General features: G+C 66.3%; 16 protein-coding genes. 11 read left to right on the top strand and 5 right to left on the bottom strand.

Annotation, left to right across the window (positions count from 1 at the left end; all coding sequences use genetic code 11):
• The first annotated feature begins 36 nt into the window (after nucleotides 1-36).
• The 6 genes from OU994_RS18895 to OU994_RS18870 all read left to right on the top strand — a co-directional run bounded on the left by OU994_RS18895 (nucleotide 37) and on the right by OU994_RS18870 (nucleotide 9,184).
• Nucleotides 37-2,022 (top strand): glycoside hydrolase family 2 protein, encoded by a 1,986-nt coding sequence (locus tag OU994_RS18895; protein WP_281607152.1) that lies wholly within the window; start codon nucleotides 37-39, stop codon nucleotides 2,020-2,022.
• Between the two features lie 72 nt (nucleotides 2,023-2,094).
• Nucleotides 2,095-3,387: an extracellular solute-binding protein gene (locus OU994_RS18890; protein WP_281607151.1), complete on the top strand. Its 1,293-nt coding sequence runs from the start codon at nucleotides 2,095-2,097 to the stop codon at nucleotides 3,385-3,387.
• 24 nt (nucleotides 3,388-3,411) lie between these two features.
• Entirely contained in the window at nucleotides 3,412-4,278 is an 867-nt protein-coding gene (locus tag OU994_RS18885; protein WP_281607150.1) for a carbohydrate ABC transporter permease, read from the top strand.
• Between the two features lie 10 nt (nucleotides 4,279-4,288).
• Nucleotides 4,289-5,119 (top strand): carbohydrate ABC transporter permease, encoded by an 831-nt coding sequence (locus tag OU994_RS18880; protein WP_281607149.1) that lies wholly within the window; start codon nucleotides 4,289-4,291, stop codon nucleotides 5,117-5,119.
• Nucleotides 5,120-5,306: 187 nt separating this feature from the next.
• Entirely contained in the window at nucleotides 5,307-8,204 is a 2,898-nt protein-coding gene (locus OU994_RS18875; RefSeq protein ID WP_281607148.1) for a TonB-dependent receptor, read from the top strand.
• A 29-nt stretch (nucleotides 8,205-8,233) separates the two neighbouring features.
• The gene (locus tag OU994_RS18870) at nucleotides 8,234-9,184 is read left to right on the top strand and encodes a glycoside hydrolase family 43 protein (protein ID WP_281607147.1); all 951 of its coding nucleotides are present in this window, start codon (nucleotides 8,234-8,236) and stop codon (nucleotides 9,182-9,184) included.
• Between the two features lie 350 nt (nucleotides 9,185-9,534).
• Here the strand turns inward: OU994_RS18870 and OU994_RS18865 are convergent, their stop codons facing one another.
• Nucleotides 9,535-9,723 carry a hypothetical protein gene (locus OU994_RS18865; protein ID WP_130189244.1) on the bottom strand — a complete coding sequence of 63 codons (189 nt, stop codon included), beginning with the start codon at nucleotides 9,721-9,723 and terminating at the stop codon, nucleotides 9,535-9,537.
• A 384-nt stretch (nucleotides 9,724-10,107) separates the two neighbouring features.
• On the opposite strand from OU994_RS18865, the gene OU994_RS18860 reads away from it, so the two are divergent.
• The 3 genes from OU994_RS18860 (at nucleotide 10,108) to OU994_RS18850 (ending at nucleotide 14,645) form a co-directional block, all read left to right on the top strand.
• Nucleotides 10,108-10,437, top strand: a complete 330-nt coding sequence (locus tag OU994_RS18860; RefSeq protein ID WP_229420827.1) for a hypothetical protein — start codon at nucleotides 10,108-10,110, stop codon at nucleotides 10,435-10,437.
• A 168-nt stretch (nucleotides 10,438-10,605) separates the two neighbouring features.
• Nucleotides 10,606-11,538, top strand: coding sequence for a DUF3616 domain-containing protein (locus OU994_RS18855; RefSeq protein ID WP_281607146.1), 933 nt, complete (start codon nucleotides 10,606-10,608; stop codon nucleotides 11,536-11,538).
• 323 nt (nucleotides 11,539-11,861) lie between these two features.
• Complete coding sequence (locus OU994_RS18850; RefSeq protein WP_281607145.1) at nucleotides 11,862-14,645, top strand: TonB-dependent receptor; 2,784 nt, start codon at nucleotides 11,862-11,864, stop codon at nucleotides 14,643-14,645.
• 230 nt (nucleotides 14,646-14,875) lie between these two features.
• On the opposite strand, the gene OU994_RS18845 is transcribed toward OU994_RS18850, so the two are convergent.
• Both OU994_RS18845 and OU994_RS18840 read right to left on the bottom strand, forming a co-directional pair.
• On the bottom strand, nucleotides 14,876-16,273 hold the full coding sequence (locus OU994_RS18845) for an amino acid permease (protein WP_281607144.1): 1,398 nt from the start codon (nucleotides 16,271-16,273) through the stop codon (nucleotides 14,876-14,878).
• Between the two features lie 485 nt (nucleotides 16,274-16,758).
• Entirely contained in the window at nucleotides 16,759-16,959 is a 201-nt protein-coding gene (locus tag OU994_RS18840; protein WP_131145630.1) for a hypothetical protein, read from the bottom strand.
• A 286-nt stretch (nucleotides 16,960-17,245) separates the two neighbouring features.
• On the opposite strand from OU994_RS18840, the gene OU994_RS18835 reads away from it, so the two are divergent.
• Nucleotides 17,246-18,013, top strand: coding sequence for a Crp/Fnr family transcriptional regulator (locus tag OU994_RS18835; protein WP_281611668.1), 768 nt, complete (start codon nucleotides 17,246-17,248; stop codon nucleotides 18,011-18,013).
• 37 nt (nucleotides 18,014-18,050) lie between these two features.
• Here the strand turns inward: OU994_RS18835 and OU994_RS18830 are convergent, their stop codons facing one another.
• The gene (locus tag OU994_RS18830) at nucleotides 18,051-20,051 is read right to left on the bottom strand and encodes a PAS domain S-box protein (protein ID WP_281607143.1); all 2,001 of its coding nucleotides are present in this window, start codon (nucleotides 20,049-20,051) and stop codon (nucleotides 18,051-18,053) included.
• A gap of 171 nt (nucleotides 20,052-20,222) precedes the next feature.
• Nucleotides 20,223-20,486: a hypothetical protein gene (locus OU994_RS18825; protein WP_281607142.1), complete on the bottom strand. Its 264-nt coding sequence runs from the start codon at nucleotides 20,484-20,486 to the stop codon at nucleotides 20,223-20,225.
• Between the two features lie 428 nt (nucleotides 20,487-20,914).
• On the opposite strand from OU994_RS18825, the gene OU994_RS18820 reads away from it, so the two are divergent.
• Nucleotides 20,915-21,223, top strand: a complete 309-nt coding sequence (locus OU994_RS18820; RefSeq protein ID WP_281611667.1) for a hypothetical protein — start codon at nucleotides 20,915-20,917, stop codon at nucleotides 21,221-21,223.
• Nucleotides 21,224-21,255 lie beyond the last annotated feature (32 nt).

Genomic DNA, 21,255 nt, shown 5'->3' with positions numbered 1-21,255 from the left:
GCAGGACATAAACGACTTATCATAAGGACAAACGTGATGAGAGCCCCGCTGAAGGAGAATGAGATCGTGGACCACCCCCGGCCGCAATTGCGGCGCACCCAATGGCTGAACCTGGACGGACCGTGGCAGGCGATGCTGGACGACGATGCCGTGCACTACGAACCGGCCGACGTGCCGTTCGACCGCACGATCATCGTGCCGTTCCCGCCTGAAGCGGCGGCCAGCGGCGTGCACGACCGCGGCTTCCGCCGGCGCGTCTGGTACCGGCGGGTGGTGGGGCTGGACGACAACCTGCTGCCGTCCCCCGACGAGCGGCTGAAGCTGCACTTCGGCGCCGTCAACCACCGTGCGCGCGTGTGGATCAACGGCCACTTCGCTGTCCAGCACAAGGGCGGCCACGGACCGTTCTCGATCGACGTCACGCGCTACCTCGACGGGCGCAGCATGGAGATCGTCGTCCAGGCCGAGGACGACCCGCTGGACATGCACAAGGTGCGCGGCAAGATGGACTGGGAGCTGGAGCCCCATTCGATCTGGTATCCGCGCACCACCGGCATCTGGCGCACCGTGTGGATGGAGAAGGTGGCGCACTCGCATGTGTCGAAGGTGCGCTGGACGGCGGACGTGTTCACGTGGCAGATCCGCCTCGACGCGGATGTGGCGCATCCCGGCCCGGGCCACACCGTCAACGTGGTACTGCGGCTGGGCGACAAGGTGCTGGTCTCGGACCGCTGCATGTTGACGGGCACCCGCCTGTCGCGGCTGTTCCAGCTGCCCGACCCCGGTATCGACGACGCCCGCGCGCACTGGATGTGGAGCCCGGAAAGTCCGCAGCTGATCGACGCCGAGATCACGCTGCACGCGGCGGACGGCCTGGTGCTGGACCACGTGATCAGCTACACGGCGCTGCGCACGGTCTCCGTGGACGGCGACCGCTTCCTCCTCAACAGCCGGCCGTATTACCTGCGCATGGTGCTGGACCAGGGCTACTGGCCGGAAAGCCTGATGGTCGCGTCGGCCGAGCAGCTGCGCCAGGACGTGGTGCTGATCAAGCGGCTCGGTTTCAACGGCGTGCGCAAGCACCAGAAATCGGAAGACCCCCGCTGGCTGTACTGGTGCGACGTGATGGGCCTGTGCGTGTGGGCCGAGATGCCGTCCGCCTACGGTTTCTCCAGCGAGACCGTGCATGGCGTGATGGAGGAATGGAAGGAGCTGGTCGAACGCGACATTTCCCATCCGTGCATCGTGGCCTGGGTGCCCACCAACGAATCGTGGGGCGTGCCGGAACTGATGCACGACCACCGGCAGGTCGACTTCGTCCGCGCCATGTACCACATGACGCGGGCGCTGGACGGTACCCGCCCGGTGGTCGGCAACGATGGCTGGGAAATGCCGTGCGGCGACTTCGTCAACATCCACGACTACCATGCCGACCCGGAAGAACTCGTGGCCCGCTACGGCACCCGCGAAGGCCTCAAGTACACGTTCGAGCACGTGCGCCCGGCGCGGCGCCGGCTGGTGATCGACGGCTTCGACGGCATCGGCAAGCCGCTGTTCCTGTCCGAGTTCGGCGGCATCGCCTGCATGGACGACGCCGATCCGAAAGGCTGGGGCTACTCGGTGGCGCGCGATGGCGAGGAATTGCTGGAACGCTACCGCAACCTGATGGCGGCGATCCACCGCTGCCGGCCGCTGTCCGGCTTCTGCTATACCCAGCTGACCGATACCTTCCATGAAAAGAATGGCCTGCTGACGGAACAGCGCGTGCCGAAGGCGCCGATCGCGGCGCTGGCCGAAGCCACGCGCGGCCCGGATGCGCGGCTGCACGACTGGTACACGGACCCGCTGGGCCACAGCGAACTGTGGCGTCGCAAGCGGGCGCCCGAGCCGGCCCCGATGGGCGGCCAGGCGGCGGCGGTGCCGGCCACGCCGGAGACCACCCATGCGTCGGCCGGGCCGGAAGACCAGCCCGGCATGGCGGCACCGGAGCCGGGCTTCCGCCTGCCCAGCGAGGCGGCGTGAAGGCAGTATCCGCGCGGTTACGATAGCCGCGACAACAACCAGACCTCGAGCGAAACGAGGGGGAGACACGGCATGCGAGCTGGCCGATGGGCCACCGCGGCGCTGGCACTGCTGCTCCTGTGCGGCCCCGCGGCAAGCGCCGACGTGCAGGTGGTGCAGATGTGGACGCTGGTGTCCGGCGGCGACGGTGCGCGGCTGCGCGCGCTGGTCGATGGCTTCAACGCCTCGCAGGGCGAGGTGCGGGTGGAAAGCACCACGCTGAAGTGGGGCGAACCGTTCTATACCAAGCTGATCACCGCGACCGTGGCGGGCGCCGGCCCGGACCTGGCGACGATCCACCTGTCGCGCCTGCCGAACCTGGCCGGCGGCGGCGTGCTGCGCCCCGTCACCGATGCCGAACTGGCGGCGGCCGGCCTGCGCGGTGCCGACTTCCTGCCGCGCCAGTGGGCCCGTTCGCAGTACGCGGGGCGCGCTTATGCCGTGCCGCTGGACATGCACCCGCTGGTCCTGTACTACAACAAGGACCTGGCCGGCCAGGCCGGCTTGCTGGACGCCAGCGGCAGGCTGAAGACCATCACCGGCATGCCCGCCATGACCGAGGCCTTGCGCGCCGTGAAGGAAAAGACCGGCAAGGCGGGGCTGGCGATGGAAGCGGCGCAAAGCACCTATGCGATCTGGCGCCTGTGGCTGTCGCTGCTGGCCCAGCAGGGCCTGCCGGTGGTGGCGAACGGGCAGTTCGCCTACGGCGCCGCTGGCGAGACCACGCTGGCCGCGATCGCGCACTGGTTCCAGGCCGGCTACGCCACGGCGGGGCAGGATTATCCGGCATCGACCAGCCAGTTCATGGCCGGGAATGCCGGCTTCATGATCAATGGCGTGTGGGAAGTGCCGGAACTGGTGCGCGGCACGAAGGCCGGCACCATCCGCTTCCGCTATGGCATCGTGCCGTTGCCGCAACTGTATGGCAATGCCAGCGCGTGGGCCGATTCGCATGGCTTCGCGATCCCCGCCAACGAGGGCCGGCCGATGACGCCCGAGAAGACCCGCGCCGTCCTGCGCTTCATCGCCTATGTCAGCACGCATTCGTTCGGCTGGGCCGAGGGCGGGCACATCCCGGCCTACCGCCCCGTGGCCGAATCGGCGGCGGCGCGCGAACTGATGCCGAATGCGGAATACGCGGCCGCCGCGGCCAGCGTCGTCTACGATCCGCCCGGCTGGTACATGGGCGCGGCGGGGCCGCTGGAAGCGATCGCGTCGAAATTCCTGCCGGCGCCGCTGGCCGGCCAGCTGACACCGGCCGATGCGCTGCGGCGTTTCGAAAGCGAGGCGCAGCGGCTGCTGAAGAAACGCCCGCCGCGCTACTAGCCACCAGCGAAAGGAAACATGCCGATGAGGGGTCGCCGCGCCGAAACGCTGTCCGCCACGCTGCTGCTGTTGCCGTTCATGGCGGCGTTCATCCTGTTCTTCCTGCTGCCCGCGCTGCAAACGCTGTACCTGTCGCTGACCGAGAGCAGCCTGACGCGCACCAGCGAGTTCGTCGGCCTAGCCAACTACGCCACGCTCATCCAGGATCCCTCGTTCTGGTCGTCGCTGGGCAATACCTTTTATTTTTCGCTGCTGACGGTGATTCCGCTGACCGCGCTGGGCCTGGTGATGGCGCTGCTGGTCGACCATTTCGCGGCGCGCCACGCCGGCGCGAGCGCCTGGCTGCAGGGCGCCTTCTTCCTGCCGTACGTGCTGCCCATCTCCGTGATGACGCTGATCGCGGACTGGATGCTGCAGCCGTCGTCGGGCATCGTGAACCACCTGCTCGGCATGCATCGCGCCTGGTTTTCCGACGTGCGCTGGGCCATGCCGGTGGTGGCCATCGCCACCATCTGGTGGACGGTGGGCTTCAACATGCTGATGTTCATCGCCGGCCTGCGCAACATCCCGCGCGAGCAGTACGAAGCGGCCGCGCTGGATGGCGCGCGCGGCTTCGCCGTGTTCCGCCACATCACCTGGCCCGCCCTGATGCCGGTGACGATCACCGCGCTGGTGCTGCAGCTGATCGCCTCGCTGAAGGTGTTCGGCCAGACCTACATCATGACCACGGGCGGGCCGTTCAATACCACCCGCGTAACGCTGCACTACATGTATGAAACGGCCTTCACGCAAAGCGACGCGGGCTACGCGGCGGCGGTGGCGATGGCCTTCATGTTCATCGTGGTGGCGCTGGGCCTGCTGCAGGCGCTGCTGCTGAAGAAACGAAAATGACGGGGCTTGCATGAAGACGACGCCGCTGCACTGGACCGTGATCGCCATCGCCTCCGCGCTGGGCCTGGCGATGCTGTGGGTGGCGCCGCTGCTGTGGGCGCTGTCGACGTCGCTGCGGCCGGAATACGAGACCATCCTGCCGACGCTGCACCTGCTGCCGCAGCGCTGGACCGTGGAAGCGTTCACCAGGACGCTGGGCGCCGGCAATGTGCCGCGCTGGCTGTTCAACAGCGCGCTGGTGGCGCTGGCCGTGACGGTGGTGACGATGGCGATCAGCCTGATGGCCGCCTTCGCCTTCTCGCAGCTGCGCTTCCGCGGCCGCAACGCCCTGTTCCTGCTGTCGATGCTGGCGCTGCTGCTGCCGTTCGAGGCTCTCCTGGTGCCGCTGTTCCGCACCATGAACGGCCTGGGGATGATCAATACCTATGCCGGGATCGTGCTGCCGCAGGTGGTGTCGCCGATGGTGATCTATGTGTTCCGCCAGTTCTTCGACGCGGTGCCGCACGACTTTCGCGATGCAGCGCTGCTCGACGGCGCCTCGCCGCTGCGCGTGCTGTGGAGCGTGTACCTGCCGATGTCCGGCAATATCGTGTGGGCCATGGCGATCGTCACGTTCATCGCCGCGTGGAACAACTTCCTGTGGCCGTTCATCATCGTCACGTCCAGCGACATGATGACGATTCCCCTCGGGCTGACGCAGACCTACGACGCGTTCGGCGTGCGCTACGCCCAGCTGATGGCCGCCGCGCTGCTCGGCGCCTTCCCCGTGGCGCTGGCGTACATCGTGTTCCAGCGCCGTGTCACGCAGGGCCTGCTGGCCGCCACGGGCCTGAAGGGATAAGCGTCGCATCGGCGCAACCGAACGGCGAAGCGCGTTGGCATCGAATTAAGTCTGTGTCTATGATCGGGAAGCTTCCCCAGGCGGAGCCCCATCAGCCTGGCCACATCACAGACCGGAGACAGCGATGAATTCCTTGAGTGAGTTTCGCCGGATGGACCAGATCCGGATAGACACGTGCCGGATGAACATGAGCCAGATGAAAATGAGCCGGATGCGCCGCGCCGTTGCCGCCGCCATGTGCGTGCTGGCGGCGGGATCGGTGGCCGCGCAGCAGGCCGGCGCACAGGGCAACCAGCAAAACAATCAGCAGACCAACGCCCAGGCAGTGCCGCTGCCCGCGCCCCAGCCGGCCCAGGATGCGTCCGGCCAGCCGGTCGCCGCGCAGGATACTTCCGGCCAGTCGGCCCCCGCGCAGGATACGGGCGCCGGTGCCGCCGTGCAGGGCGGCCCGATTGCCACCGTCGAAGTGACCGGCATCCGCCGCAGCATCCGTTCGGCCGAGCAGATCAAGCGCGATGCGACGCAGGTCGTCGATTCGATCAATGCCGACGATATCGGCAAGTTCCCGGACCGCGCGGCCGGCGATGCGCTGCAGCGCATCGCCGGCGTGCAGGTGGGCCGCGACCGGGGCGAGACGTCGACCGTGACGATCCGCGGCCTGCCGGACGTGGTCACCTCGCTGGACGGCAACGACATCTTCACGGGACGCGGCCGCCGGCTGTCGTACCAGGACTTGCCGGTGCAGTCGATCGCGGGCATGGACGTGTACAAGTCCGCCACGGCGAACCAGCCGGAAGGCGGCATTGCCGGCGCCGTCAACATCCGCCTGCGCGCGCCATTCGACTACAAGGGCCAGACGGTCACCGGCTACCTGGAAAACCGCCGCCAGAAGATCAATGGCAGCGAAGCCGCGGAAACGCGCAACAGCCCGGGGGGCGGCGTGTTGTACAGCAACCGCTGGAAGACCGATGTCGGCGAGATGGGTTTCCTGTTCGACGCCGCCTACAACAAGGAACACTGGGGCTACCCGGTGCAGTGGGTGGACCGCCCGGACCGCATCTTCTCCGTCAGCCCCGACGGCACCGCGGTGCGCCTGAACGACGACCAGCCGCTGGCGCCCCTGAAGGCCGGCGACACGCTCGGCAACCTGCCGCAGGTCGGCGGCATCTACAACGGCGGCGACCGCGAGCGCTTTTCCGGACACGGCGCATTCCAGTGGAAGATCAATCCCAAGCTGGACTTCACCACCCAGTACCTGGGCACCGGCTACCGCGCGCGCAGCCAGGTCGACTACATCCTCGGCATCGTCGGCTGGGCGCCGCGCCTGAACAGCGTGGAACTGGGTGACCAAGGTTGCGATACGCCGCAAGGCCAGATCTGCCCGATCCTGTCGGCCAACGCGCCGCCGGCGCAGTACGGCCCCACGCCATATGACTGGGATCCGTACATGGCCACCAGCGCGTGGGGCGTCCAGGAGCGCACCAACACGCATTACCTGAACTCGACCCTGCGCTTCCGCGACGGCCCATGGGATGTCACGACGGGCCTGGCCTTCACCCACTCGAAATTCATCCAGGACCGCGTCATCGTCGACCAGCAGATCCCGAACGCCACCGTGGGTGTCTACACGTATGGCGCGGATGGCCACGGCGGCTATGCTTCGGTGACGACGCCCACCAGCGCCACGCCGCTGCGCGATCCCAACGAATTCGTGCTGCGCGGCCTCGTGCAGAACTGGGAAGAGTCGCTCGGCAAGCAGACGCAGTGGCGCACCGATGCCACTTACAAGTTGAGCGAGGGCTTCCTGCGCGCGGTCAACGTGGGCCTGCGCCTGTCGTCGCGCTCCACCAGCTATCACTCCGCCGAGGCGGCGCGCGACATCGACAAGCGCGCCACGCCCAGGAGTCCCGGCGACGTGTTCGGGCCCGGCTTCGAGACCCTGAGCCCCGGCGTGGACCGGCTGGGTGGCCAGTACTACGTGCCGTCGCGCGACTTCCTGCTCGACCAGACCGACCCGGTGCGCGCCGCGTATGGCTTCCCGGCCGGCCTCGTGCCGGACGCCCCCAACCGCCAGTTCGAGCAGCGCGAACGCACCACCGCGGCCTACCTCTCCGCGCGCTGGCAGACCACCCTCGGCGGCCTCGATGTGAGCGGCGATGCCGGCGTGCGCGTCGTCCATGTCAAGCGCAAGCTGGAAGGCACCAGCCGGGTCGGCAACGTGATCACGCCGATCGACCTGTCGACGTCGGAAAACAACTACCTGCCCAACCTTTCCGCGCTGGTCGGCTGGCGTGAAGACCTGCAGTCGCACTTCTCGGTGGGCAAGACGCTGACGAGGCCGGACTTCCTGCGCCTGAATCCGGCCCTGTCGCTGATTCCGCCCACCGTCAACGCGCCGGGCACGGGCAGCGCCGGCAATGCCGCGCTGGCGCCGACCAAGTCGACCAACCTCGATGCGACGCTGGAATACTATTTCCAGGGCAATGGCTACGCGCAGCTGGCGCTGTTCCACCGCGACTTCACCGGCTACCTGCAGGACTACACGCAGGACGAGATCATCGACGGCCAGCGCTACCGCGTAACGCGGCCGCAGAACTCCGGCCAGGGCACGCTGAAGGGCTTCGAGTTCGGCACGCAGAAGTTCTTCGATTTCCTGCCGGGCTTCTGGAGCGGCTTCGGCGCCCAGTACAACTTCACGTGGATCGATGCCGACAATGAAACGCGGCTGGACGTCAATTCCGACGTGCTGACGAAGGGCCGCCTGATCGACGTCGCCAAGAAGAGCCACAACCTGGCGCTGCTCTACGAAGGCCACGGCCTGACCGGGCGCCTCGCCGCCACGCGCCGTGGCGACTACGTTGAGCAGATCGCCGAGCCGCGCTTCCTGCAGGACCGCGTCGTCAAGGCATCGACCTATGTCGACCTGTCGCTGTCGTACGAGCTGACGAAGAACGTCTCGGTGCAGTTCGACGCGATCAACCTGACGAAGGAGAAGTACGAGAGCTACGTGGGCGATCCGGTGCGCCCGCGCGACATCCGCTACACGCCCACCACCTATGGCGTGGGCCTGCGCTTCAAGCTGTGAGGCACGCTGAAAGACACGAGGGAACCCGCATGTCCGAGTACGTCAACCCGGTTTATCCGGCCACCTTCGCCGACCCGTTCGTGCTGCGGCACGGAGGCTTCTACTATGCCTACGGCACCGCGCCGGGCAGCGCGGACGGGCGCGCATTCCCCGTGCTGCGCTCGCCGGACCTGGTGAACTGGGAACCGCTCGGCCATGCGCTGGTGCCGCCGGGCGGCCACGATTTCTGGGCGCCCGAGGTGGCCTGGCACGACGGCACGTTCTACATGTACTACTCGGCGCAGGGCATCGAGGGGCGCGACCACCAGCTGCGCGTGGCCACCAGCGCCGATCCGGCCGGGCCCTTCGTCGACGCGGGCGTGGTGCTGGTGCCCGATCAGCCATTCTCGATCGACGCCCACCCGTTCAAGGACGACGATGGCCAGTGGTACCTGTACTACTGCGTCGATTTCCTGGAACTGGAGGACGACCACCGGGTCGGCACCGGCATCGTGGTGGACCGGATGCTCGACATGCGTACGCTGGAAGGCAAGCCGCGCATGGTGCACCGGCCGCACGAGGACTGGCACCTGTTCCTGAAGCAGCGCACGATGTACGGCAACGTTTACGACTGGCACACGGTGGAGGGCGCGGCCGTGCTGAAGCACGATGGCCGGTATTACTGTTTCTACAGTGGCGGCGCTTGGGAAAAGGAAAACTACGGCGTCAGCTGGGTGGTGGCGGACCATCCGCTCGGCCCTTACCGGCGGCCGGACGAGGGCGGGCGGGCTTTGCTGATGAGTACCTTGCCCGGCCGGCTGATCGGGCCGGGACACAACTCGTTCGTGACGTCACCGGGCGGGAACGAAACGTGGATCGTGTATCACGCCTGGGGCCCCGACCGCGCCGGGCGGCGCATGTGCATCGACCGGCTGCGCTGGGAAGACGGGCGGCCCGTGACGGCGGGGCCGAGCGATTCGGCGCAGGCGGCGCCGTTGTGAGATGAGTTCGGGTCGGGTTGCTGGCGGCTGATACCGAGTCAAACCCAAGGGCGAACCCCGGGGTCAGGATGGAGTGCTGGCCTGCATGCCAGCACCGTTCCGCAGGCGCGAAGCATGCTTCGCGAAGCCCCTGCTTCACCCCGCCGGGGGCGCAGTCGGGGTTTCAAGGAGCATCGCTCCTTGCCGACGTAGCGATACTGGCCTGCAAGCCAGTATTCCTCCCTGACCCCAGCCTCTCGCTGTTGGGGCGAACGCATGCGCCTTCAATCTGCGACGACGCTTAACTACGCGGCATCCGTATCGGACAGGGCAATGAAACTGAAACCCGGCAGCCGACGCCGCACTTGCAATTACGAAAAATCGCGCCGTTCCCCCGGCATGGCCAGCACGCGCTTGATGACCGAAGGCTTGATGCGCTTGCGGGTCAGGAACATGTGCGCATCCTTCAGGCCCGTGGACTGCTGCAGCAGCAGGGCACGGTTGATGATCAGTTCGGTTTCGATATCGGTGCGGGAGTAAGCGCGGCGGACTTTGTACATCGTGTCTCTCCTTCGGTAGTGACTTGTTGCATGACGTAATGGAATGGTTCGATCGTAATGCGCCGAGCACGGCCGTACCGTGCGCCAGTTCACGTAAAGCAAGCTGTCGAGCGAGGCGTTACCGCTCACGGCGCCATGGCGCTCACCCGCGGGTTCCCCTTTCACGGCCTGCCACCCGGCAGGAAAGCCGGCATCGCACGAATGCGACACCCGGGCGTAAAAAACCGTCCAGGACATTGCTCGCAGGCAAAAAATGATGCAAGATGGAAGTTGTTCCGAAGCCCCGAGCACAACCATTGTCCCAATTGCCTGTCGCAAGTGTGCGACGAAGGCGCGCCGTCCACGACCGACCAGGCACGCCGTTGATCCGTTCTGGAGCCCCTGATGAAACCCGATTCACCGCAAGTGCTGTCCCACGTGATGTCCGAAGAGGAAGCGCTGACCTACAACCCGAACCGCCTGCTCGATGGCCTGATCGACATCATGCACCTGAAGAACGATGCGGCGCTGGCCCGCGCGCTCGAAGTAGCGCCGCCCGTGATCAGCAAGATCCGCCACCTGAAGCTGCCGGTGGGCGCTTCGCTGCTGATCCGCATGCATGAAGTGAGCGAGCTGTCGATCCGCGACCTGCGTTACCTGATGGGCGACCGCCGCCGCAAGTTCCGCATCAGCCCGACGCACTTCAAGCCGGGTGCCGCGCCCGCCGAACAGTAATCCCGGCTGCTTTTCAGCGCGTTTTCCAGCGGCTTTCCCGCCGCGTTGTCGTAATTCGCTGCCGTATCGCATGGCTGGCGGGCATACTGTGCCCGACCGGCCATGTTCCGTTTGCAAGCACCGCACACGGGCCTGGCACCTGAACGCAAACGAATGGAGAAAAACGCGATGACAAAGCCGGCAAGCCACACCCACTTCATCCACTACCGCATCTGCGATGCGTCCGCGGCGGTGCCGCTGGGCGACGATGAATTCATCGCGGCGGACGACGAATCGAACGTGCTGCACGTCTATCGCTACGATGCCGGCCCGCCGGTGCGCGAATGCGACCTCACCGGGCTGCTCGACACCCCGGACGGCGGCGAGGCCGATATCGAGGGGGCGGCCGAACTGGCGGGCAGGGTCTGGTGGATCACCTCGCACGGCTGCGACAGGAAGGGCAGGTCCAGCGCCACGCGGCGCCAGCTGTTCGCCACCGACCCGCAAGGGAAGCCCGAGGGCAAACCCTACCGGAAGCTGCTGGACGACCTGGTGGAGCATCCGCTGCTGGCCCACCTGGACCTGGAGAAGGCGGCGCGCAAGGCGCCCAAGGACCCGGGCGGCCTGTGCATCGAGGGCCTGGCGGCCACGCCGGGCGGCGGCCTGCTGGTCGGTTTCCGCAACCCCGTGCCGCATGGGTACGCGCTGATCGTGCCGCTGGCCGACCCGGCGCCGCTGCTCGAGGGTGGCCGCGCCACGCTGGGGGCGCCGATCATGCTGGACCTGCGGGGCCACGGTATCCGCGCCGTCGAATGGCTCGACGACGCCTATTACATCGCCGCCGGCCCCCCGGCGGCCGGCGACGACTATGCGCTGTACCGCTGGTCCGGCCGCGCGGGCGATCAGCCGGTGGAGATCGATGTGCCGGGGCTGGCCGGCCTGCATCCGGAATCGCTGTTCTTCGACGCGCAAGGCACGCTGCACGTGCTGTCCGACGACGGCAAGGCACAGCCGGGCGGCCGCAAGTGCAAGGACTTGCCGGTGGAAGAGCGCACCTTCCGCCGCCTGTCGGTGCCGCGTGAAGTCTGGGACACCTTCAGCGACACCTTCCGGGACGCCTGATTCCGGCCGCCATGCCTCCCTCCGCCGCCTCGGCGGTGGCGCGGCTGTTGTTTTTTTGTAACGTATTCGGCGCGCCTACCATTCTTCGCCGGCACGGCCCCGCCCTTCGCAAGGGCGCATGCACGCTTGTTTCCACGGCTTTTCCCAGCTATCTCGAAACGGCATACCTCTTGTGTAAAAAGTCATAGTTGGCAGCGCAACCACGCCATGTACCATCGGCCATGGTAACGTTGCCACATGCGCTACAGGCGTATATGGCAACGTTACCCGCAACCGGCTCGATCCGGCCGGCGCATATAACGAACAACAGGAGACCCAAAACAATGCAAAACCATCGCATGCGCAAGACCGTCCTGGCGGCACTGATCGCCGAACTGCTGGTTCCCATGGCCGCGTTCGCGCAGGATGCCGCCGGCAGCACCAGCGCCACGGCACCGGCGGAAAACGCCGCCACGGTCGTGGTCAGCGGGATCCGCGCCTCCCTCAGTTCCTCGCTGAACACCAAGCGGATGCAGGATGGCGTGGTCGATGCCGTGTCGGCCGAGGATGCCGGCAAGTTCCCCGACACGAACATCGCCGAATCGCTGCAGCGCGTGACCGGCGTGCAAATCCAGCGCAACAACGGCGAGGGCCGCTATATCTCGGTGCGCGGCCTGGGGCCGGAGTTCAACAACGTGCTGGTCAACGGCCGCACGCTGACCAGCGATACGGGCGGCCGCGAATTCTCGTTCGACCTGCTGTCCTCCGACCTGATCTCCAAGGTGCTGGTGTACAAGACCTCGCAGCCGTTCCTGCCCGAAGGCGGCATCGGCTCGACGGTGGACGTGCAGACGGCGCGCCCCCTGTCCGGCAAGACCGGGCATTCGTCGGTGATCAACGTCTCGCACTCCTACGACGACAACTCGAAGGAGCACACGCCGAACCTGGCCGGCATGTACACGTTCGCCAACGAAGCGCGCACCTTCGGCGTGACGGCTTCGGTGTCGTACACGGACCGTGCCTCCAAGCAGAACAAGGCAGTGACGGACGACTGGCACTACCGCGACGTGACGATCATCAATGGCGACCTGAACTCGCGCGGCCTGACGATGGCCGACGTGACGACGAGGAAGCTGTACATGCCGCAGAGCTTCGGCTTCCAGGTCGAGGACGAAAGCCGCAAGCGTACGGTCGGCAACCTGACCGTGCAGTACAACCCGTCGCGCGACTGGAAACTGTCGGCCGATGCGCTGTATTCGCGCCTCGACCAGCGCAACAAGGTGATCGCCTTCAGCGACTGGAACAACCCGGTGCAGGTCGGCGTGCAGTACGACGACAACGACCAGGTGACGTCGTTCCAGCGACCGGGGTCGGATTTCTACGCGAACAACCCGGGCCTGGTGGGTGAAGGAAGTCCGCTCACCGAAGGCAATTCGAACGACATGATCGTCAAGGGCGGCGACCGGCTGTCGGAAACCAAGGCCTTCGGCCTGAACTCGAAGTGGCAGCTGTCGCCGGACTGGAAGCTGGAAGGCGATGTCTCCACGTCGCGCACGACATCGCAATCGCCGGACCAGTGGGTGGTGGCCGGCATGCTGCCCAGGAATGGCGACGTGCTGACATTCGGCGCGCGGCCTACCGTGGTCTTCGGCGACAACATCGCCGATCCCACCGCGGTGCGGGCCCACGCCGTGTCGAACGGCGAAGTGTCCAATTCCGACAAGCTGCACGAGGGGCGCCTGAACCTGTCGTGGAACCGCGAGGAAGGCACGTTCAAGGGCATCGATACGGGCGTGTCGTATTCGCAGCGCGAAGTGGGGCGCCACGAGTTCGAGGCCGATTCGTGGAATGCGTTCAGCGGCTACCATGTGGCATTGCCGTCGTCGCTGTTTACGGTCACGCCGATGGATGACTTCTTCGGCGGCGGCGGTCAGGTGCCGAAGGCCTTCCTGCGCTTCGATCCGAACGAATACATGGCTTACCTGAACCAGCCTTCGCTGCTGGGCCAGTCGAACGACCCGGCCCTGTACGGCGACAAGACGCGCTACCCGAACGGCCCGATGGGCATCAACTATGACGCGCCGGCGTCGCAATGGGGCGTCAGGGAAAAAGTCTCCAGCATCTTCCTCGACACCAAGTGGGAAGGCGAGCGCTGGTCCGCCAACGCCGGCCTGCGCGTGGTGCACGTGAAGTCCCGCTCGACCGGCTTCTCCCGCGAGCTGATTTCCGCCGTGAAGAGCACCAACGACACGACGTACATCCTGAACTGGGGTCCGCGGGTGGCCAAGAGCGTGGACAACAGCTACAACAGCTACCTGCCGTCGGCCAACGTGAAGTTCGACGTAACGAAGGACATGCTGCTGCGCCTGGCCGCGTCGAAGACGGAAACCCGGCCGACACTGTCGCAGATGGGTGTCGACAACTGGTACGGCGGGCGCTTCGGCGACGTGCAGACCGGCGGCGGCAATCCCTACCTGAACCCGATGCAGTCGAAGAACCTCGACCTGTCGTATGAATGGTACCTGTCGAAGACGAACTATGTCAGCGCGGCGGTGTTCTACAAGAAGGTATCGGATTTCCTGGAAACGCGCCTGGTCGACATGCGCATCCCGCAGTACGACGAGGTGGTGCACGACAGCCGCGTGCGCAACGGGCAGAAGGGCAAGATCAAGGGTGCCGAGATCGCCGGCCAGTTCGCGTTCGACGAGGCGATCCCGTGGCTGCGCGGCTTCGGCGTGTCGGCCAACTACACCTACGTGGATGCTTCCGCCGAGCGTGACGGCGATGCCGCGGCGCTGGTGTGCGGCTACCCCGGCCTGTCGAAGCAGTCGTACAACGGTTCGGTGTTCTACGAGAACGGCAGCTTCCAGGCGCGGGTCAGCTACAACTGGCGCAACCACTTCTCGATCAACTGCGGCGGCGGCAGCGCCCAGCCGCGCAACCGCGCCGCGTATGGCCAGACCGACGCCAGCCTGCGCTACAACATCACCGACACGATCGCCATCTATGCCGATGCGATCAACCTGTCGAACCAGCAGGCGCATGAATACGCCAGCAACGAAAGCCAGTTCCTGATGCTGGAAGACGTGGGACGGCGCGTCAACGTGGGCGTGCGCGTGGCGTTCTGAAGTCTGGTGTCCGAGACTAGTGCCGGCGGGTTAAGCGTCATCCGCACGTCGAAAGCGCATGCATTCACCCCAACAGCGAAGGGCAGGGGTCAGACCCTCCGGGTCTGATCCCTGAATTTGCCCTTGGGGTGGATTTAACTTAATGGCACTTGCGTCCGGAACCGGTCGCGCAATAAAGAAGGGGCGCCATGCGGCGCCCCTTTTCACATCACTGCCTCTTCATTCCCCGTTCACTGCTGCTTGCCCAGCACCGAATGGTGGCGCGAGTAGCCGAAGTAGATGGCCAGGCCGATCACCAGCCAGATGCCGAAGGCAAGCCAGGTGTGCCACGACAGGTAGGCCATCAGCGTGACGCAGAACGCCACGGCCAGCATCGGGATCACCGGCACGCCGGGGCAGCGGAACGCGCGGTGCAGGTCGGGGCGCTGCTTGCGCAGGATGATCACGGCGACCGAGACCAGCGAGAACGCGGCCAGCGTGCCGATGTTGATCAGTTCGGCCAGCACGTTCAGCGGCACCAGCGCGGCCAGCAGGCCGAACACGATGCCGACGATCCACGTGGCCAGCCACGGCGTGCCATGCTTCGGGTGGATCGACGACAGGCGCTTGGGCAGCAGGCCGTCGCGCGACATGGCGAAGATGATGCGCGTCTGGCCGTACGACATCACCAGGATGACGGTGGTCATGCCGAGGATGGCGCCCAGGTCGACGAAGCGGGCCACCCAGTTTTCGCCAGCGTACTTCAGTGCCAGCGAGACCGGATGGTCGACGCCCTTGAATTCCATGAACGGCACGATGCCGGTCATGATGGCCGAGACCACCACATACAGGATGGTGCAAACGGCCAGCGAGCCGATGATGCCGATCGGCAGGTCGCGCTCCGGACGCTTGACTTCCTCGGCTGCCGACGTGACGGCATCGAAGCCGATGAAGGCGAAGAACACCAGGGCGGCGGCGGACAGCACGCCGGTGTGCCCGAACGGCATGAACGGCTGCCAGTTGACGGGTTTTACGTGGCCCACGCCGACGGCGATGAACAGCAGCACGACGCCGATCTTGATGGCCACCATGATGTTGTTCATGCGGGCCGATTCGCGGATGCCCAGCGACAGCATGCCGGCCAGCACGATCATGATGACGAAGGCCGGCAGGTTGAAGTACGTGGCCGCGCCCGGCACGGCGCCCGGCGCCGCGGTCAGCGCCGTGGGCAGGCCGAAGCCGTAACTGGCCAGCAGCGACTGCAGGTAGCCGGACCAGCCGACCGCGACAGCCGATGCGGCCAGGCCGTATTCCAGCATCAGGTCCCAGCCGATCATCCAGGCGACCAGTTCGCCCAGCGTCGCGTAGCTGTAGGTATAGATCGAGCCGGCGACCGGCACGGTGGAGGCGAATTCCGCGTAGCACAGCGCGGCGAAGCCGCAGGCGAGGGCGGCGATGACGAAGGAAAGCGTGAGCGCGGGTCCGGCCGTCAGGGCGCCGGTACCGGTCAGCACGAAGATGCCGGTGCCGACAATGGCGCCGATGCCCATCAGGACGAGGTCGAACGGGCCCAGGACTTTCTTCAACCCGCCGGGCTTACGACTGGCCGCGACCATATCGTCAAGATTTTTGGTTCTGAAAATGCTCACTGCTTCTCCAATTTTGTTGAGATTGTCTCCGGCGCCGCGCGTTGCCGGGTAGGCCCGCAGCGGTCTGTCGCTGTTTGCACAACGGCAAGCCCGGGCGGGCTCGCCGCCGCATACTAGCACACGGGGACAATGATGAAAATCAGTTAACGTATACGTCAACAAGAGCGGCGGAAAAGCCGGGTCGGGGAGTGGGGAAAAGCAGTGGAGAAAGGCCGATCGAGCAGGGCGGCCGGGCAGGGCGAAGCAGGGGAAGGGCGGGGGTAAAGCGGAAAGAAATGCGGGGAAAGTGACGGGAAAGTGACGGGAAAAGTGCGGGGAAGTAACGGAAGAGTAACGGGAAAGTAACGGGAAAGTAACGGGAAAGTAACGGGAAAGTAACGGGAAAGTAACGGGAAAGTAACGGGAAAGTAACGGGAAAGTAACGCGAAAGTAACGGGAAAGAATCGCATCCCCGGCGCGCTGCCGGGGACCGTGTCAGGAAAGCCTCAATGCAGGAAACGGCCGCGGCTGTCGATATAGCGGCTGCTTTCTGCCATCTTGTCCAGCCGCGCCTGCACCAGCCGGTGCCACGCGTCCACCCACTTCGATGCCAGCATGCTTTCCTCGGCCGAGCGCGCGTAGAGCGTGCGTTCGACCGCGCGTTGTTGGCGTTGCAGGGCGTAGGAAACTTTGAAGATGCTGTTCATGGGCGCTTTCATCAGTCGGTAAGTGGCGTGGAGCGGATGAACTGCATTTTCCGGGTTTCAGCCCCGTTTGAATGTGCGCCAGTTCACGTAGGACTGAGATTACACCGGCTGATGTCCGAATACTACACGGCGTCCTACAGTAGTCCGACTCTCAAAAACATGGCTCAACCATAAAGTGGAGGAAATGACAACGAAACAGATCTCGGGTTCAACTCCGAAGACATCGACAAGGACAACGACAATGTTTAAGACCGCGCACACCGATACCTCCTCCCTCCCGGGCTCGATGATCAACCTGGCCGCCACCGCGCCGAAAGCGCCGCGCGGCAAGCTGGCGCCGCAGGGCATCAGCGTGACGGGGGTGCAGCAGAACGAACTGCTGCGTGCGCTGCCGATGGATGAACTGGAACGCCTGATCCCGGACCTGGAACTGGTGGCGATGCCGGCCGGTAAACATCTGTACGATTTCGGCGAGAAGATCGAGTACAGCTACTTCCCGACCACGGCCATCGTGTCGCTGCAATATGTGAACGAGGATGGCATCACCACCGAGATCGCCGTGGTGGGCCGCGAAGGCGTGGCCGGCGTGGCGATGTACAAGGGCGAACGCGCCAGCAACACGGCGGTGGTGCAGGCCGCCGGCTACGGCTACCGCCTGCGCACCGATGCGCTGCGCGCCCACTTCGCCGAGGGCGGCATGCTGGCCCAGCAGCTGATGCGCTACACCAGCGGCCTGTTCGCGCAACTGGCGCAGAACGTCGTGAGCAGCCGCCACAGCAGTATCGAACAAAAGCTGTGCCGCTGGCTGCTGGAGCGCCTGGACCGCTCGCAATCCAGCGAACTGAAAGTCACCCAGGAAATGATCGCCAACCTGCTGGGCGTGCGCCGCGAGAGCATCACCGCCGCCGCCGGCAAGCTGGCCGCCGACGGCCTGATCCAGTGCCGCCGCGGCATGGTGGTGGTGCTGGACCGCTCCGGCCTGGAACGCTGCGCCGGCGCCTGCTACTTCGCCGCCCGCGCCACCGCGGCGCAGGCCATGCACGGCAGCCACTGACCCAGCCACTGATCACCATGCCGGCGCGCTTGCCGGCTTACCCTTCAACGGGGCGGATGCCGCCCCGGCCCGCTTCCTTCGCCAGGTACATCTGGCGGTCCGCTTCGCGCAGCAGCTCGGCGGGTTCCGCCGCGTCGCCGGCGCCATGCATGGCGATGCCGATACTGGCGCCCACCTGCACCGTTTCCATCGATTCCCCCATGGCCACCCCGACCGGCTCCGCCAGCGCGGCAATGAGCTTCGCCGCCACCGTGCGCGCCTCGGCCAGCGTGTAGGGCTGCCCCTCGAGCACCACGACGAACTCGTCGCCGGCCAGCCGCACCACGTTGTCGTTCTGGCGCACCGAACCACGCAGGCGGCGCCCCACCTCGCACAGCAGCGCGTCGCCGGCATCGTGGCCGAACCGGTCGTTGACGGCCTTGAAGCCATCGAGGTCGATGAACAGCACGGCGAAGCCGATGCCGTGCCGCTGCGAACGGGCCTTCGCCTGTGGCAGCAATTCTTCCAGCGCGCGGCGGTTCAGCAAGCCCGTCAGCGGATCGTGGCGCAGGTCGTGCTCGCGTTGCGCCTCGGCCTGCTTGCGGTCCGAAATGTCGTGCAGGAACGCGGAAAACGTGCGCCGCCCGTCGATCTCCGTGGCGTGAATACGGATTTCCACCGTCAGCGTGCTGCCATCCTTGCGCCGGGCCGGCAACTCGAGCCGCTTGCCGACCACCGGCCCGGTGCCGGTGGCGCTGTAGCGCGCCAGCCCCTGCGTGTGGCGGTCGCGCAGCTCGGCGGGAATGATCAGCTGTTCCAGCGACCTGCCGCCCGCTTCCGCGGCGGTCCAGCCGAAGGTGCGCTCGGCCTGGCGATTCCAGGCGATCACGCGGCCGCTGTCATCCAGGCCGATATACGCATCGTTGGCGAACTCCAGGATGTTCGACAGTTCCGCCTCGTGGGCGCGCAGCGCCGCCTCGGCCTGCTGCTGGCGGCCGATCGCTTCGGTCAGGTGGCGGTTGGCCTCGACCAGCGCGCGGGTGCGGTCGTCGACCCGGGCTTCCAGCTGGGCGTGCAGTAGCGCCAGCTCGTGCTCGGCGGCCTTGCGCGCATCGATATCGATGACCGCCACGATGAAGTACTCGGGCCGGCCCGTGTCGTCGGTCTTCAGGCTGACGTTGGTGTGCACCCAGACGGCGCTGCCGTCGTGGCGGAGGTAGCGCTTCTGCCGCTCGTACTGGGTGATCTTGCCGGCCAGCAGATCGCGCACCAGCGCCATGTCGCCGGGCACGTCGTCGGGATGGGTGATCTGGCGGAACGTGAGCCGGCGAAACTGCTCTTCGGTGTAGCCGAGGATCGCGCAGGCCGCGGCATTGACGGTCAGCCAGTTGCCGCTGGTCGCATCGATCAGGGCGATGCCGAAGCTGGCCAGCTCGAAGATCGAGCGCAGCCGGGCTTCGGTGCTGCGCATGGCCGCGTCCACGGCCTCCAGCTGCCCGCGCGCCAGCACCAGCTGTTCGCGCCGGTGCACCTCGTCGGCGACGATGCCGGCCAGGTCCTGCAAGGCGGCCAGCTCGCCGGGGGCCAGCTGGCGCGGCCGCGTGTCGATCGCGCACAGCGTGCCGATGGCATGGCCTTTCAGCGAACGGATCGGCACCCCGGCATAGAAGCGGATCTTCATCCCGCCCCGCACCAGCGGGTTGCCGGCAAAGCGGGGATCTTCCAGCGCATCGTTGACCACCAGCGGTTCGTGCTGTTCGATGGCATGGGTGCAGAACGAGACATTGCGGGGCGTTTCCGGCACGTCGAGGCCGACCCGGGACTTGAACCACTGGCGGTCGCGATCGATCAGCGAGAACAGCGTGACAGGCGTGTCCAGCAGCCGGCTGGCTACCCGCGTGACCCGGTCGAACACGGGTTCGGGCGCCGAGTCGAGCAATTGCAGGGCATGCAGCAACGCCAGGCGGCCCCCTTCATCGGAAGACGGGGCGGCTTTCGGGGCCGGGGTGCCGGCCGGGGGCGTGGATGGCGTAGTGGATGGGGGAAGCGACGCGGTCATGCTGCATTGTAGCGGCTGCGCCGTGAGCAGGTGAGGACGGCAAAGTGGGGGCGGCGAAGCGCGGAGGGCGAAGTGCGGAGGGCGAAGTGCGGAGGGCAAAGCGGGGAGGGCAAAGCGGGGAGGGCAAAGCGCGGAGGGCGAAGTGCGGCCGGCGGGCGCGGGGCCCGCCCGTCAGGCGTGGAAGGTGGCGCCGTCCAGCGTGCCGGATGCGTCGCGGCGGGGGCGCTGGCCGGTGGCCGGGGCGGCCAGCACGCGCAGGATGGTTTCCGGCGGCAGGCCATGCTGTGCCAGGTAGGCCCAGGCCAGCGCGGCACCGCGTTCGGCGTCGTAGCGGATCGCCTGGTCGACCACCGCCGCCAGCGCAGGGTTGCTGCGCCGGTCATGGGGCTTGCCGCCACGGTTGCCCTGTCCGCTTTCCCGTCTCTCCAGAGTCATGCCGATCTCCGCTGCTGTCACCCGGATAGCATCCGCTGTTGCAAACCGCAAGTCAAGCTGGCTCATGTATTTTCTGTCGTCGCGTTCGGGGCGCCGGGTCCTTGCCGCGCTGCGCTGGAACATTGCGAAAAAACTACAGTGTCGTTTGTTGATTGCCTTTAAAGAATTTATCGTGCAATATGGTAACCGTCCGCCGCCCCCAACCTCAGCCGCGCGGACCGAGTTCCCTTCCGCATCTCCGCGGGGACGCCGCTCCTGGCGCATCTCACGACCACCGGTCACGATATCGACGCACCCACCCAGGGGCTATCGTGTTCGTGCCGGCCGACAGGCCCGACCCGGGCTGTGAACCGCAAAATCTGGAGAACATCATGACGACCCTTCGCAGCGCTGCCAGCGCAACCAACAACCTGGACAACCACAATGGCATGCGTGCCGATGCGCACGAGGACGTGCTGCTGACGTACGACCCGAACCGGCTGCTCGATCACCTGATCGACCGGCTCGACCTGAAGAACGACGCGGCCCTGTCGCGCATGCTGGACGTGGCGCCGCCCGTGATCAGCAAGATCCGCCATTTCCGCCTGGCGATCGGCGCTTCCCTGCTGATCCGCATGCACGAAGTCTCGGACATCCCGATCGGCGACCTGCGCATCCTGATGGGCGACCGCCGCAGCAAGTTCCGCGTGGCGTTTTCCCAGAACGACGTGCCGGACATGAGCCTGCGCGCCGCCTGAGCCGGTGCATCGCCGCGCGGCGCGCCGCCGCC

This window comes from Pseudoduganella sp. SL102, assembly GCF_027856995.1.
In the GTDB taxonomy this organism is placed as follows: Bacteria; Pseudomonadota; Gammaproteobacteria; order Burkholderiales; family Burkholderiaceae_D; genus Rugamonas; species Rugamonas albidiflava.
Note: the sequence above shows the minus strand (reverse complement) of the source record. Positions and strands in the feature narration are given on the sequence as shown.